This is a genomic window from Rhodococcus sp. OK302 (genome assembly GCF_002245895.1).
Lineage (GTDB): Bacteria > Actinomycetota > Actinomycetes > Mycobacteriales > Mycobacteriaceae > Rhodococcus_F.
Map to the genome: position 1 here is coordinate 1,014,868 of NZ_NPJZ01000001.1, position 14,295 is coordinate 1,029,162.

General features: G+C 62.8%; 14 protein-coding genes. 4 read left to right on the plus strand and 10 right to left on the minus strand.

Features of this window, described 5'->3' with window-relative positions; genetic code table 11:
- Positions 1–10 precede the first annotated feature (10 nt).
- Entirely contained in the window at positions 11–361 is a 351-nt protein-coding gene (locus BDB13_RS04585; RefSeq protein WP_094270596.1) for a hypothetical protein, read from the minus strand.
- Positions 362–455: 94 nt separating this feature from the next.
- Here BDB13_RS04585 and BDB13_RS04590 point away from each other — a divergent pair, with 94 nt between their 5' ends.
- Entirely contained in the window at positions 456–983 is a 528-nt protein-coding gene (locus tag BDB13_RS04590; protein WP_094270597.1) for a peptidylprolyl isomerase, read from the plus strand.
- Positions 984–1,000: 17 nt separating this feature from the next.
- Entirely contained in the window at positions 1,001–1,948 is a 948-nt protein-coding gene (locus BDB13_RS04595; protein ID WP_094270598.1) for a rhomboid family intramembrane serine protease, read from the plus strand.
- 4 nt (positions 1,949–1,952) lie between these two features.
- Here the strand turns inward: BDB13_RS04595 and BDB13_RS04600 are convergent, their stop codons facing one another.
- Positions 1,953–2,444, minus strand: coding sequence for a PH domain-containing protein (locus BDB13_RS04600; protein WP_094270599.1), 492 nt, complete (start codon positions 2,442–2,444; stop codon positions 1,953–1,955).
- A gap of 107 nt (positions 2,445–2,551) precedes the next feature.
- The gene (crgA, locus tag BDB13_RS04605; RefSeq protein ID WP_094270600.1) at positions 2,552–2,815 is read right to left on the minus strand and encodes a cell division protein CrgA; all 264 of its coding nucleotides are present in this window, start codon (positions 2,813–2,815) and stop codon (positions 2,552–2,554) included.
- A gap of 117 nt (positions 2,816–2,932) precedes the next feature.
- Between crgA and BDB13_RS04610 the strand changes: the two genes are divergently transcribed.
- Both BDB13_RS04610 and BDB13_RS04615 read left to right on the plus strand, forming a co-directional pair.
- On the plus strand, positions 2,933–3,631 hold the full coding sequence (locus tag BDB13_RS04610; RefSeq protein ID WP_254922994.1) for a DUF881 domain-containing protein: 699 nt from the start codon (positions 2,933–2,935) through the stop codon (positions 3,629–3,631).
- A 22-nt stretch (positions 3,632–3,653) separates the two neighbouring features.
- Positions 3,654–4,325: an aminodeoxychorismate/anthranilate synthase component II gene (locus tag BDB13_RS04615; RefSeq protein ID WP_094270601.1), complete on the plus strand. Its 672-nt coding sequence runs from the start codon at positions 3,654–3,656 to the stop codon at positions 4,323–4,325.
- Positions 4,326–4,397: 72 nt separating this feature from the next.
- Here BDB13_RS04615 and pknB read toward each other — a convergent pair whose 3' ends face one another.
- From pknB to BDB13_RS04650, 7 genes are all read right to left on the minus strand, one after another.
- A complete protein-coding gene (gene pknB / locus BDB13_RS04620; RefSeq protein ID WP_094270602.1) occupies positions 4,398–6,326 on the minus strand; it encodes a Stk1 family PASTA domain-containing Ser/Thr kinase in 1,929 nt (642 codons plus the stop codon).
- On the minus strand, positions 6,323–7,672 hold the full coding sequence (locus BDB13_RS04625) for a protein kinase domain-containing protein (protein ID WP_094270603.1): 1,350 nt from the start codon (positions 7,670–7,672) through the stop codon (positions 6,323–6,325). Before BDB13_RS04625 ends, pknB begins: the two co-directional genes overlap by 4 nt.
- 3 nt (positions 7,673–7,675) lie before the next feature.
- Entirely contained in the window at positions 7,676–9,142 is a 1,467-nt protein-coding gene (locus BDB13_RS04630; protein ID WP_094270604.1) for a peptidoglycan D,D-transpeptidase FtsI family protein, read from the minus strand.
- Complete coding sequence (locus tag BDB13_RS04635; RefSeq protein ID WP_094270605.1) at positions 9,139–10,590, minus strand: FtsW/RodA/SpoVE family cell cycle protein; 1,452 nt, start codon at positions 10,588–10,590, stop codon at positions 9,139–9,141. The genes BDB13_RS04630 and BDB13_RS04635 overlap by 4 nt, the downstream gene beginning before the upstream one ends.
- Positions 10,590–12,017: a PP2C family protein-serine/threonine phosphatase gene (locus BDB13_RS04640; RefSeq protein WP_094270606.1), complete on the minus strand. Its 1,428-nt coding sequence runs from the start codon at positions 12,015–12,017 to the stop codon at positions 10,590–10,592. Before BDB13_RS04640 ends, BDB13_RS04635 begins: the two co-directional genes overlap by 1 nt.
- Complete coding sequence (locus BDB13_RS04645) at positions 12,014–12,478, minus strand: FHA domain-containing protein FhaB/FipA (protein ID WP_094270607.1); 465 nt, start codon at positions 12,476–12,478, stop codon at positions 12,014–12,016. The genes BDB13_RS04640 and BDB13_RS04645 overlap by 4 nt, the downstream gene beginning before the upstream one ends.
- Before the next feature lie 199 nt (positions 12,479–12,677).
- A complete protein-coding gene (locus BDB13_RS04650; RefSeq protein ID WP_094270608.1) occupies positions 12,678–14,150 on the minus strand; it encodes a DUF3662 and FHA domain-containing protein in 1,473 nt (490 codons plus the stop codon).
- Positions 14,151–14,295 lie beyond the last annotated feature (145 nt).

The following is a 14,295-nucleotide window of genomic DNA, read 5'->3' on the forward strand; positions in this document are numbered from 1 at the left end:
TGGCAACAGGTTATGCGGTCTTCTCGTCTACCCGCGGCGGTGCCGACGCCACCGGCGGATGCTCGCGTCGACGGCTCTTGTAGAACACCGCACCGCCGATCACCGCTACGCCGGCGATAACGAAGACGGCGAGACGCTTACGTCCGCGAGGCTTCTCTACCCGCTCGCTCCGGGCTGCCGACTTGGACGGGATCGCCTTGGCACATTCGACGCCCTTCTTGGCTGCCGCAGCGCTCTGGCGGCCCAGGAACAGTCCGACCTGTCCGGCGCCCCGTGCCACCGACTTCGCGACAACGGCGGCGCAACGCCGAGCGTCGGTGGTGGGCAGCTGCGTGCTGATGGACTCGGTCACTCGTGTCATGACTTCACTGTGCCACAGGCGTCGGAGCGCCAGTTTACGAACGGATTCTGCGGGGCGGCATCCATGAAAACCCAGACAATGGCACGATGGTGGGGTGACTTCAACTCATCAGACCGCAACCGCAACGCTGCACACGAACCGCGGCGACATCAAGATCGCTCTGTTCGGCAACCATGCGCCGAAGACCGTCGAGAACTTCGTCGGCCTCGCCGACGGCTCGAAAGAGTACAAGACCGAGAACGCATCCGGCACCAAGACCGGACCGTTCTACGACGGCGCAGTCTTCCACCGCGTTATCGACGGCTTCATGATCCAGGGTGGCGACCCCACCGGAACCGGCCGCGGCGGCCCGGGCTACCAGTTCGGCGACGAGTTCCACCCGGAACTGCAGTTCGACCGCTCCTACCTGCTCGCTATGGCAAACGCCGGCCCGGGCACCAACGGCTCGCAGTTCTTCATCACCACCGGCCCGACGCCGCACCTCAACCGTAAGCACTCCATCTTCGGTGAAGTTGTCGACGAAGAGTCCCGCAAGGTTGTCGACGGCATCTCCACCACCGCTGTCGATCGTTCCGATCGTCCGGTCGAGCCCGTCGTCATCAACAGCATCACCATCTCCTGAACAGGTAATTAACGAAGATGACTAACCCCGGTTGGGGCGGCGGTGCGGCTGAGGGCATCCCGCCCCAACCGCGGTGCGTCCGCCATCAAGATCGACCCACGTCGCTTTCCTGCAATCGTTGTGGCCGCCCGGCGTGCCCGGATTGCCTCCGTGAAGCTGCGGTGGGTTACCAATGTGTTGACTGTGTAGCTGCCGGTCAACGCGATATTCGTCCCGTACGCGGTGTTGCCGGCAATACGGTCAGCCAGACGCCGCCGGTGCCGGTTGTGACGTACACGCTGATGGGCTTGAACGTCCTGGCCTTCCTGGCGACGCTCGTCCAGTCCCGCAGCGTCATGAACAATCAGGTCGGCTCGTCGATTTTTGCGGACTGGGCCCTCAATCCCGGGCTGGTCGCCAGCGGCGAGTGGTTCCGGTTGATCGGTTCGGGCTTCTTGCACTTCGGGATCCTGCATCTGGCCGTCAACATGTATGCGCTGTACATCCTGGGCCGCGATACCGAGATCGTGATGGGCCGTTCCCGGTACATCAGCGTCTATCTGGTGTCATTGCTCGGCGGCAGCGCGTCGGTGATGGCATTTCAGCCCGTGTTCTCCGGCGGCGGGGTCAGTTGGACGGCCGGCGCGTCCGGTGCGATTTTCGGCATCATGGGTGCGCAGGCAGTGATCCTTCTGCGTCTGCGTCGTAGCCCGGTGCCGATCATCTCGGTGATCGCGATCAACGTGATCATCAGTATTTCGCTGCCGGGTATCTCGTTCTGGGGTCACGCGGGCGGGCTTCTTGCGGGCGCTGCGGCCACCGCAGCGTTCCTGTACGCCCCGCAGTGGCTCGGCGCCGGTCAGGACCGGGAAAAGTCCGTACGGATCGGCTGGATCGGTTTGGGGGCCGTCACCGTGGTCATGTTCGGGATCATCGTGATGCGCGTCGTGCAACTGCGGGAGCAGTACCCCTTCTTAGCCGCCTAGGGAGCTACTTCTCCGGCGGCACCAATCCGTGAACGGTCAGCACGTCGAGGACGTCTTCGGGGTTGGTGCCCAGATCCCAGCGTCCGAAGATCAGGAGTTTCTCCGTATCGGTCGGGCGGTCGACGATGTCGATTTCGAGCATCGGGACGCGTCGACCCAGACGCGGGTAGCGCACCAACCGTGCACGGTCGATCTGCTCACGGGTGAAGACGTGGCGGGCGAGCAACCTTTGCACGGCAATTGCCGGACTGCCGTTGTCGTCGATAACGGCGAGTCGTGGTCTCTGCTTCAAGGCAAGTCCGCCCATGACGAACAGCCCGATCACCGCGAGGGCGAGCAGGAACCGTCCGGCGGTCTCGGTAGGCACCACGATCGTCGCGATCGCGAGTGCGATTCCGCCGCCGAACATTGCGTAGACAGCGCCCATCGGAGTGGCCCACGAGACGACGTCCGAGCCGTTGCCGGGGGGCTGTGGATGAAATTCATCCTCGAGCATGTGGATAACTTCCTTAGTTGTCCACAGGAGTTATCCACACTGGGGATGAATGACACCCATGTAATTGATTGGCGGCTCTAAGTCGGTGCGAATTCAGTATTCGCAGGTCAACGCCATTTCATTGTCATGATGAGCCCAACGACCATGAATCCGAAGCCGACCAGGAAGTTGTACGCTCCCAAGTCGTTCATCCACGGGATGGAATCTGCGGCCAAGTAGTACACAATCAGCCAAGCCAGCCCCACAAGCATGAAACCGAGCATCACCGAGACGTACAACGCGCTCGACGGTCCCATCTTCACCTTGACCGGAGTTCGGTTGGCCGGATTGATCGTGTAGTCGTTTTTCTTACGGACCTTCGACTTGGGCATAACGTCCTCGCTCTAACGGTGTGACCTGATTGTGTATATACACGCTAACGTAGCTGGGTCCGGCCGGTCACGGGCCGATCGGGGAAAGTTGGGGAGGAACAAGTGCCGCAGCGTGGAGTGACACAGAATCTCTGGCGCGTCGGAGTGCTCGTCGTCTGCCTGGTGGCCGGTCTCATGGTTGCCACAGCGCAGCGATCAGCCGAAGAGAATCAACTCCAGGTCACCGACAGCACTCGCCTTTCCGATCTGGTTCGCAGCGCACAGGCCAGTGCCGCCGACGTCTCCGCCACGCGTGACCAACTCTCGGCGCAACTGAACGCACTCCAGGTCGAGGCCGCGCGATCCGACGCCGGAGTTGCCGACGCACTGGCCGACATCGACGCGATTTCCGTCGACGCAGGCTTGACGCCGATGACCGGTCCCGGTGTTGTCGTCACCATGACGGATGCGCCGCGAAACGCTGACGGTAAATATCCCGTCGACGCCACCCCAGACGATCTGGTCGTCCATCAGCAGGACGTTCAGAGCGTTCTGAATGCTCTGTGGGCCGGCGGTGCCGAGGCAGTCGGTATGCAGGATCAGCGGATTGTGAACACGTCGGCGCCGCGGTGTATCGGAAACACGCTGCTACTGCACGGGCGCACCTACAGTCCGCCGTACGTGATGAGAGCAATCGGTAACACCGAACGCCTCGAGGCGGCCCTTGCCGGTGAACCCGGAATTCGAGTCTTCAAGCAGTACGCCACACGCTTCGGGCTGGGGTACACGCAGGCGAGTCCGGAGCAGATCACGGTGCCCGCCTATACCGGCGGATAGCTCGGACGTTTACCCTGCTCTTATGAGGATTCTTGTCGTCGACAACTACGACAGCTTTGTGTTCAATCTGGTTCAGTACCTGGGTCAGCTCGGAACCGAAGCGGTGGTTTGGCGTAACGACGATCCGCAACTGACCGGACCCGGCGCCCTCGAGGCGGCCGCGGCCCAGTTCGACGGCATTCTCCTGAGCCCCGGTCCAGGTACCCCGCAGCGCGCCGGCGTGACGATGGACCTGGTGAAAGTGTGTGCCGAATCCAAGACTCCACTGCTCGGCGTCTGCCTCGGACATCAGGCGATCGGCGCGGCTTTCGGCGCAACGGTCGACCGGGCGCCGGAACTTCTCCACGGTAAGACGAGCCGGGTCAATCACACGGGCGTCGGAGTTCTGGCTGGTCTGTCGGATCCGTTCACCGCGACGCGCTACCACTCGCTGACGGTCCTCGAGGACACCATTCCGGACGAACTCGAGGTCACCGCGCACACCGAAAGCGGTGTCGTCATGGCGATGCGTCACCGCGAACTACCGATCCACGGTGTCCAGTTCCACCCCGAATCCGTTCTTACTCAGGGTGGGCATCGGATGCTCGCGAACTGGTTGACGGTGTGCGGCGAGGCTCCGCCGGAAGCTCTCGTGAAAGCCCTCGAGGCAGAGGTCGCGTCGGCGCTCGGTGGCATAGTTCCCGCTCTGCGCTGATCCTGAAAACGCTGATCACAAAAAAGAGGTCCTCCCGAACTTTTCGGGAGGACCTCTTTCACATCCGATGCACTATCGGCCGGGGATCCCCAACGCGCCGACGCTGACCGTGATGACGGCGTCCTTGGAAATTTCGGACCCCGCGGGCTGAGTCTGCGAGACGATCTTGCCCACCATCTCGGGAACGAGTGTGGTGGTCTGGGTCTGCACCAGTTGGGATCCCGTTCCGGCCCACCCTGCAGTCCGCAGTGTTGCCAACGCCTCGGACACGGTCTTGTTGGTGAGGTCTGGCATCGCGATCTTGTTGCCGTTGGACACTCGAAGCGTCACGGTCGTGCCCTTGGTTGCCGACGTTCCACCGGCGGGATCGGTCGAGACAACCTGGCCCTTGGGTAGCCCGGAATCAATTTCGGTTATCTGGACGACAAAGCCGGCACCTTCGATGTTGGGCTTCGCAACTTCCTGACGCTGACCCGTGACGTCGGGGACGCGGACCTGTTCGGGACCGGTGCCGACGGTGATCGAGACTGCCGAATCGAGCGTGACGGAAACACCAGCTGCCGGATCTTGAGTGACAACCTTGTCCATTTCGGCGACCGTCGACGCGGCCTGCCCGATCGTCGGATCAAGTCGTAGACCGACGGCGTTGAGCTTTCTTTCGGCGTCGTCCAGGCTCAGCGCGGTAAGGCGTGGGATGGCGACCTGCTCGGGTCCGGTGGACACATCGAGGGTGACGGTGCTGCCCTTCTCGATCCGAACTCCGGCCACCGGACGAGTAGTGATGACGTTGCCCGCCGCGACTACCTTGTCGGTTTTCTGCTGACGTTCCACCTTGAATCCGGCGTTCAGCAGTGTCGCTTCGGCGGAGTCGGCCGGTTGGTTGGTCAGGTCTGAGGGAACGGTCACCATCTCGATCTTGGAGGTGTTCACGTTCAGCAGGAACACTGTGATCAAGCCGATGACCACAACAGCCGCGAATCCCATCAGGGCGTATCGCAGGCCCTTCTTCTTGGCCGGCGGTTCCGGTGCCCTCCGTTTCGCGGCGGGAGAGACGGGATCCACAGGATCGGGGGCGGTGCGGAGGTTGCCGGTGTCACTGCCGACGGCACCGAGGATGGTGGTGCGGTCCTCGTCGTTCATCACCATCGGCGCACTCGGGCGCTGGCCACCCAGCACCCGAACCAGATCACTGCGCATGTCGCCGGCGCTCTGGTACCGGTTGGCCGGGTTCTTGCTCATCGCTTTGAGGATGATCGAATCCAGCTCACGCGGAATGTCGCGGTTGACCTCTGACGGCGTCGGAGGGTCTTCACGGACATGCTGATACGCCACAGCAACGGGAGAGTCTCCCGAGAAGGGCGGCTCACCGGTGAGGACTTCGAACAGCACACAACCGAGCGAGTAGACGTCCGAACGTGCGTCGACTTGCTCACCGCGGGCCTGCTCGGGTGAGAGGTACTGGGCGGTGCCGATCACGGCCGCCGTCTGCGTCATAGGGCTGGACGCGTCGGAGATGGCGCGGGCGATACCGAAATCCATCACCTTCACAGCGCCGGCACGGTTGATCATGATGTTGGCAGGCTTGACGTCGCGGTGGACGATGCCGTTGCGATGGCTGAAGTCGAGGGCGGCACACACGTCCGCGATTACTTCCATGGCATGCCGCGGCGCCATCGGTCCGTTGCTGCGCACGATGTCACGCAAAGTATCGCCGTCGACGTACTCCATCACGATGTACGGCAGGGGTCCGGCTTCGGTCTCTGCTTCACCCGTGTCGTAGACAGCAACGATCGCGGGATGGTTCAGCGCGGCGGCATTGTGCGCTTCACGACGGAACCGCAAATAGAACGTTGGGTCACGCGCGAGGTCGGCTCGCAGAACCTTGATAGCCACGTCGCGGCTGAGTCTCAGGTCGCGCGCCAGATGAACTTCGGACATTCCACCGAAGCCGAGAATCTCCCCCAGTTCGTATCGGGAGGAGAGATTACGGGGTGTCGTCATTCTTCATTTCCTAGCGGTTCTTCTGCAGCGTTCGACTCGGTCGTCGTGGTGGTCGTCATGGTTGTCGTGGTCGTTGTCGGAACCGTGGTGGTGGTGGTCGGAACCGTTGTTGTGGTGGTCGTCGTCGGAACTGTCGTGGTGGTGGTCGTCGTCGGAACCGTCGTGGTGGTGGTCGGCTCGGTTGTCGTAGTCGTGGGCCGAGTCGTTGTCGTGGTGGGTTTGGTCGTCGTGGTGGTCGGCTTTGGAGTCGTCGTCGTCGACACCACAGCAGGGGTGGAGTTGTCCGGGCTGTCCGTGGCAATCCAGACGCCGCCGATGATCAGTGCCAGGGCGATCAATCCGCCGCCGGCCCAGGCCATCGCCTTCTGGCCACTCGTCAGTCCGCCGGTAGCGGCGGCATCCGCCGCAGCGGTGTACCCCGTCGCCGCATACCCCGCGGTGGGCGCCAATATCTGTGTTGCGCCGGTCGGGGTCGCGGATCCGCCGTGTGCCAAACCTGGTGGCGGCGGACGCCTTCCGGCCCGTACCGCGGCAACGGCGTCGGCGAACTCGCCGCCGTTGGCGTAGCGGCCGGTGGGATCCTTGGTCAGGGTGATGTCGATGAGTTCGCGAATATTCGGGGGCAGGTCGGCCGGCATCGGAGCCGGAATTTCCTGCACGTGCTTCATCGCGACGGTCAATGCACCGTCGCCGGTGAAAGGCCGTCGACCCGAAAGTGCTTCGTAACCAACGATTCCCAGCGAATACACGTCACTGGCAGCGGTGGCGTCCTGGCCCAGAGCCTGTTCGGGAGCGATGTACTGGGCGGTGCCCATCACCATTCCCGTACGCGTGACGGGAGAGTTCTCGACGGCCTTCGCGATACCGAAGTCGGTGATCTTGACCTGGCCGGTGGGGGTGATGAGGATGTTGCCGGGCTTCACGTCACGGTGCACGACACCGGCGTCGTGGGCGATCTGCAGTGCGCGTCCGGTCTGCTCGAGCATGTCGAGGGCATGCGGAACTGCAAGGCGGCCGACGCGTGAGAGAACGGCGTTGAGGGGTTCACCGTTGACCAGTTCCATCACCAGGTAGGCAGTGGATTCACCTGAGCTGTCCCGAGTCTCGCCGTAATCATAGATTCCCGCGATGCCGGGGTGATTGAGCTGAGCTGTCGTCCGAGCTTCGAACCGGAAGCGCTCCAGGAACTCCGGGTCCGAGGAGAACTCCGACTTGAGTACCTTGACGGCGACGCGTCGATTGAGACGTGAGTCTGTTGCTTCCCAGACCTGGCCCATTCCGCCGGTAGCGATGAGCCGGTTCAGTCGGTAACGATCGGCGATCAAAGCGCCATTGTTCAACGCCACGGTTCAGCCCCCTTGTATTCCGGCTGCGATTACTGCGCGACCGATCGGTGCAGCCACAGAGCCACCGGTAGCGGCAAGTCCGCGGTCGCCACCGTTCTCGACGATGACGGCGACTGCGACCGTCGGATTCTGAGCTGGTGCAAAAGCGATGTACCAGGCGTGAGGCGGTGTTTCCCGCGGATTCACGCCATGTTCGGCCGTGCCGGTCTTGGATGCAATCTGGACGCCCGGGATCTTGCCGACGCCGCCGGTGAAGTTTTCCGAACCGATCATCAGTTCAGTCAACGTTGCGGCCACGGCCGGTGAGACTGCCTGGCCCATCGACACCGGAGCCGGAGAGCTGAGATCGGTCAGGTCCGGTGCCTGTAGTTGGGAAATCAGATTCGGTTGCATCCGTACACCGCCGTTGGCGACGGTTGCGGCGATCACTGCATTCTCCAGGGGCGTCACGGCGACGTCGCGCTGACCGATGCTGGTCTGGCCGAGTGCCGCGTCGTCGGGAATGTCGCCCACAGTGCTGTCGGCAACGGGCAACGGGATGGCCGGAGTGTTGGGGCCGATACCGAAAGCCTTGGCTTCGTCCTTGATGGCTCCTGCACCGTCCTTGATGCCCAATTCGACAAACGCGGTGTTGCAGGAACGCGCGAACGCATCACGGAGCGACGCTGTCGGATTGGGTCCGCAGGTGCTTCCGTTGTAGTTCTCGAGGGTGGTGTTGGTTCCGGGCAGCGTGATCTGCGGCGCCGCGGTCAGCTGATCGTCCGGGGTTGCGCCGCCCGTCAGAGCGGCCGCCGTGGTGATCACCTTGAACGTGGAACCGGGCGGGTAGGTCTGCGAGATGGCACGGTTCACCAGGGGGTCGGCCGGGTCGGCGTTGAGTGCCTCCCAGGCCTGCGTGGTTTCGGCGCCGTCGTGGCTCGCGAGCTTGTTGGGGTCGTAACTCGGCGTGCTCACCATGGTCAGGATTCGGCCGGTGCTCGGTTCGATTGCGACGACGGAACCGGTGTAGCCCTTGCTGGTCAACTGGTCGTAGGCGACCTGCTGCATTGCCGGATTGAGCGTCGTCACGACGTTGCCGCCACGCGGATCGCGTCCGGAGACTATGTCGAAGAAACGCTGACTGAACAACCGGTTGTCGGAGCCGTTGAGGATGGGATCCTCGGTACGTTCGAGGCCGGCGCTGCCGTACTGCATCGAGTAGAAGCCGGTGACCGGGGCGTACGGGTACGGATTGGGGTACTGGCGTAGGTACTTGTACCGATCGTCGGTGGCCTGGGAAGCCGCCAGCACCTGTCCGGCAGCCGAGATCTGACCTCGTTGGCGTGAGTACTCGTCGAGCAGCACCCGTGAGTTGCGCGGGTCGGCTCGTAGGTCATCGGCTTTGATGACCTGGACGTACGTGGCGTTGGCGAGGAGCGCGACAACCATCAACATGACGGCCATCGCGACGCGGCGCAGGGGAGTGTTCATACGCGCGGCATCATCTCGGTATGGGCGTCGGCGATCGGGGGTGGACCCTTCTTCTTGGCAACTACCGGTGCGCGGGCGGCATCGGAGATTCGAATGAGAATTCCCAGTAGGAGGTAGTTCGCGAGAAGCGAAGAACCGCCGTACGACATGAACGGTGTGGTCAAACCGGTCAACGGAATCAGCTTGGTGACGCCCCCGACCACGACAAAAATCTGGATCGCAATGGTGAACGACAAGCCGGCGGCGAGCAGTTTGCCGAAGCTGTCACGCACGGCCAGCGCGGTACGGAGGCCACGAACGATGAGAAGCAGGAACAGCATCAGAACCGCAGCGAGACCGACGAGTCCCAGTTCTTCGCCGATGGTCGCGATGATGAAGTCGGTTTTGGCGAACGGCACCTGATTGGGGCGTCCACTGCCCAGGCCGGTGCCGGCGATTCCGCCCGTGGCCAGGCCGAACAGTGACTGAGAAATCTGATAACCGGTGTTGGCATAGTCGCCGAGCGGATCGAGCCAGGTGTCGACGCGAACGCGGACGTGCGCAAACATCTTGTAGGCGAAGAAGAATCCGATGGCCAGTAGGCCGCCACCGATCACGAGCCAGCCCACACGCTCGGTGGCGATGTACAGCATCACCAGCACCGTGCTGAAGAGCAGCAGCGACGTACCGAGGTCGGTTTCGAACACGAGCACGCCGACGGACACGATCCACGCAAGCAGGATTGGTCCGAGGTCGCGGGCACGCGGAAAATCCATGCCCAGGAAGTGCTTGCCGGCGCTGGTGAACAGATCACGTTTGGCCACCAGGACCGACGCGAAGAAGATGATCAGCAAGATCTTGGCGAACTCACCGGGCTGAATGCTGAATCCAGGCAAACGAATCCAGATCTTTGCACCGTTCACGCTCGAGAACCGGGCCGGCAGAATCGCGGGGATCGCCAAGAACACCAGGCCGGCGAGGCCCAGCGTGTAGCTGAACCGCGCCATCAGGCGGTAGTCCTTCAAGAACACGAGCAGCAGAACAAAACCTGCGATTGCGAGTGCTGTCCACATCACCTGCTGGTTCGCATCCGGGGAAGGTGCTTCGACGCCGTTGTACAGAGCTGTCTGCTCGTCAGCCAAGTCCAGGCGGTGAATCAGCACCAAACCGAGGCCGTTGAGCAGCGCCACGATCGGGAGCAACAACGGGTCTGCGTACGGTGCATACCGTCGGATTGCCAAGTGCGCGATCAGAAACAGAGCCGTGTACGTCAAGGCGTACTTGGCCAGATCGAGGGTGATCTTCTGTTCCTGGCTAGCTTCGACCAACAGCAACGACACCGTTGTGATGACGACGGCAAATCCGAGCAGCAACAGTTCCGTGTTGCGCCGAGTCGACTGGACCGGCGCCGGGGCAAAACCTCCGGGCGGGCTCGGAAAAGCCATCCCGGCGGCGGCGTTGGACGACATCAGTTGACCGTCCTGCAAGTCTGACCGGGTATCCCGGTCGGAGTCGGCGCAGGAGTGGGCGTCGCTGTTACCGGAGGTACAGGTTCATTGGGAGCCGGCGGTGCTGCAGTCGGAGCCGGTGTCGGAAGCGGTGTCGGTTGCGGGGTCGTGGTTGCCGGAACCGGTTCGCAACGAGGCAGGAGATCGCCGCCGATGAGTCGGATCATCTGACTCTGGGCGTCCTGACGATTGCCCGAAGGGAGTCCGGCTCGGACCTGTTCCTGCGCCGACGGTGCCAGATCGGTCACCTCGAGGACGTTGCAGTCACTCGGGATGGTGCTGGGCGAGACGAGCGTCAGGACGTCGTCGTCACCGACACACCCGATCAGATCGGATTCCTGCAGTGAGTAGCCGAGGACGGAACCGGGGATTCCGCGCAGCACCGTGACACGGCCCTCTTCGGCCCCGACGTAGTAGTTGTTGCGGATGACCGTGCGGCCGATGACGGCACCAACAGCAATCACAGCAAGCAGCACCACGGCGAGAACTACCCACCACAACCGGTTGCGCTTTTTCTTGGGCTCGGGTTCGGGCACAGAAACAACACGCTTGGGTGTTGCACGCGGCGGTCGCATGGCTGCTGCTCGGCCCGCGGCAGTGTTGGGGGGAGGAGTGAACTCTTCTTCCTCCGTGGACGCAGCACCGGCGACGATGGGGCGTGATTGCCCGTAGTCGAGGTCGATGACGTCGGCCACCACAACAGTGACATTGTCGGGACCGCCACTGCGGAGCGCCAATTCGATGAGGCGATCAGCGCACTGCTCCTGCGAGCCTTCGCTCATCGTGTTCTCGATGGTTTCGTCGCTGACCACGTCGGACAGGCCGTCGGAGCAGAGCAGGTAACGGTCACCGGCGCGGGCTTCGCGCATGGTGAGAGTCGGCTCGATCTCGTTGCCGGTCAATGCCCGCATGATCAGGGATCGCTGCGGATGCGTGTGCGCCTGTTCGGCCGTGATCCGACCCTCGTCGACCAGCGACTGAACAAACGTGTCGTCGCGGGTGATCTGCGTCAGATGACCGTCGCGCAGCAGATACGCGCGCGAGTCACCGATATGGACGAGTCCGAGTTTGCTGCCGGAAAAGAGAATCGCGGTGAGTGTGGTCCCCATGCCGTCGAGTTCAGGCTCTTCCTCGACGTGATCGGCGATGGAATCGTTGCCCTCACGAGTCGCTGCCTCGAGCTTGCCCAGGAGGTCCTCGCCCGGTTCGTCGTCGTCGAGATGCGCCAATGCGGCAATCATCAACTGGGACGCGACTTCGCCGGCCGCGTGGCCACCCATACCGTCGGCCAAAGCCAATAGACGAGCGCCCGCGTACACGGAATCTTCGTTGTTCGAGCGCACGAGACCGCGGTCGCTGCGCGCCGCGTAGCGGAGAACAAGGGTCACGGGCGTAACTCGATTACGGTCTTTCCGACACGAACCGGTGTTCCCAAGGGAACTCGTACAGCCGTGGTGACCTTTGCCCGGTCCAGATATGTGCCGTTGGTGGAACCGAGATCTTCGACGTACCAGTCGGCACCGCGCTGCGAGAGCCGCGCATGACGCGTCGACGCGTAGTCATCGGTCAGGACAAGAGTTGAATCGTCGGCGCGCCCGATCATGACGGGTTGTGCACCCAACGTGATGCGAGTGCCGGCAAGGGCGCCCTGTGTGACCACCAGATATCGAGGAACCTTCGTTTTGCCGAGTGACGGAAGGACTTTTCCGGCGCGGGCGTACCGCGCGGGAACCCGAACTCCGGAGCCGGCATAGATATCCGACCGCAGGGTGCGCAACACCGCCCAGACGAACAGCCACAAGAGGAGCAGGAAGCCTGCCCGTGTGAGTTGCAGAATCAGGCCCTGCACGGCTGTCCACCTCCTTCTATGGCTTGATCCCCAGCAGCGGGGTTCAAGCATTGTCGACTGGCAGCATCATAGGGGGCACGGAGCCCCGAAAGAGCACGATACTGACACGGGTGTGGCGGCGCCGCGCCGACGGACCGCCCTATGTTCGATTGTTATGTAGAAAATTCCGAGCAAACCTTTTTCGGCCCGGGAGTGGCGCTCAGAGGATGCGCACCAAGATCTCGGAGTGACCAGCGCGGACGATGTCGCCGTCCGCGAGCTGCCAGTCCTGAACCGGCGCGCCGTTAACCGTGGTGCCGTTGGTGGAACCGAGATCGGACAGCATCGCCGTCCGGCCGTCCCAGCGGATGTCGATGTGGCGACGTGAAACACCGGTGTCGGGAAGGCGGAACTGAGCTTCCTGCCCACGGCCGATGATGTTGCTGCCGTCGCGAAGCTGGAAGTGGCGTCCGCTGCCGTCTTCGAGTTGCAGCGTTGCCGTCAAAGCCTGCTGTGCTGCGGGCGCGTATCCGCCCTGGTTGTAGCTCTGCTGCGCGTACGACTGAGTCTGGTCGTAGTTGGCGCCCTGGTCGTAGCTGCCCTGGTCGTAGGACTGGGCGTCGTACGGCTGCTGGTTGTAGGCCTGATCGTTGTAGGGCTGCTGGTACGCCTGCTGTTCGTTGTACGGCTGCTGCGGGTTGGCGTTCTGGTCGTAACCCTGCTGGTCGTAACCCTGCTGGTCGTAACCCTGCTGCTCGTAGCCGCCCTGGTACGCCTGCTGCTGGTAGGCCTGATCGTTGTAGGGCTGCTGGTACGCCTGCTGATCGTTGTACGGCTGCTGGGTGTAGCCCTGCTGGTCGTAGCTGCCCTGGTACGCCTGCTGATCGTTGTACGGCTGCTGGTAACCCTGCTGCTCGTAGCCCTGCTGGTTGGGCGCCTGGTTCAGGTTCTGGTTGGGGTACGCCTGCTGATCGTCGCCCGTGCGGTAACCGTCGCCTCGGTCGTAGCCGTTCTGCGGCGGAGCGCCCTGACCCTGCGGCGCGGGGTAGCCGCCGCCTTGCGCAGCGGCAGATCCGCTGTCGTCATGTGAGTATCCGTTACGAGCCGGCTGCTGATCGGGCTGGCGACCAGCCGGTTCGCGGCTGGATTCGTAGCCTGAGTTCTGCGTCATGGTGCCGGCTCCTGGTTGTGACGGGACTGGATTCGAAACAGGGGGAACGATAGGGGCAGGTCGCTGTTGCGGCGCTTGCGGTGGGGCTTGCGGTGGCCGCGACGACACCTGCGGAACGTTGGACCGAGGGGATGCCGGCTCGGCATCATCGTCCGGGTCGACAGTGCCGCGGGTACGGAACTGGCCGGTGTGGAGCGTAGGCGAAGGCTCGAAAGTTACAGAAATATCGCCGTATGTCTGCCAGCCCTGATCGCGGATGAAATCCTGCAAATGCCGGCTGAAAGCCTTGATGGTGAGGTCGCGGTCGGCCGCCAACTCTTCGTGATCCGAATTGTTGATGGTGATGACGTAGTGGTTGGGAGCAAGAAGGATGCCACCGCCGAGGTGTTCGACGCGGTCCCGTGCTTCCTGTTGAAGCGCGGCCTCTACTTCTTGCGGCACGACGCCGCCGCCGAAGACACGTGCGAATGCGTCACCGACAGCACCTTGTAGCTTTCGTTCAAATCGCTGAACGATGCCCATTGGGCTCTCCTCTCGCTTCGCATCAAACGGGTGCGGAAATGCTCGGCAACTAGCACCGGCACCGCCGAATCGCGTGTCGTCCAAACTGCTGTTCAGGTTCCACGGTACTGTCAAACGTCGGCTCAGCAGTACCTGGTTGTGGTTC

What these genes read in the sequence shown, in the direction of transcription:
- BDB13_RS04585 (WP_094270596.1), bottom strand. Translation starts at nt 361, where the DNA reads ATGACACGAGTGACCGAGTCCATCAGCACGCAGCTGCCCACCACCGAC.
- BDB13_RS04595 (WP_094270598.1), top strand. Translation starts at nt 1,001, where the DNA reads ATGACTAACCCCGGTTGGGGCGGCGGTGCGGCTGAGGGCATCCCGCCC.
- BDB13_RS04600 (WP_094270599.1), bottom strand. Translation starts at nt 2,444, where the DNA reads ATGCTCGAGGATGAATTTCATCCACAGCCCCCCGGCAACGGCTCGGAC.
- crgA (WP_094270600.1), bottom strand. Translation starts at nt 2,815, where the DNA reads ATGCCCAAGTCGAAGGTCCGTAAGAAAAACGACTACACGATCAATCCG.
- BDB13_RS04615 (WP_094270601.1), top strand. Translation starts at nt 3,654, where the DNA reads ATGAGGATTCTTGTCGTCGACAACTACGACAGCTTTGTGTTCAATCTG.
- pknB (WP_094270602.1), bottom strand. Translation starts at nt 6,326, where the DNA reads ATGACGACACCCCGTAATCTCTCCTCCCGATACGAACTGGGGGAGATT.
- BDB13_RS04630 (WP_094270604.1), bottom strand. Translation starts at nt 9,142, where the DNA reads ATGAACACTCCCCTGCGCCGCGTCGCGATGGCCGTCATGTTGATGGTT.
- BDB13_RS04635 (WP_094270605.1), bottom strand. Translation starts at nt 10,590, where the DNA reads ATGTCGTCCAACGCCGCCGCCGGGATGGCTTTTCCGAGCCCGCCCGGA.
- BDB13_RS04650 (WP_094270608.1), bottom strand. Translation starts at nt 14,150, where the DNA reads ATGGGCATCGTTCAGCGATTTGAACGAAAGCTACAAGGTGCTGTCGGT.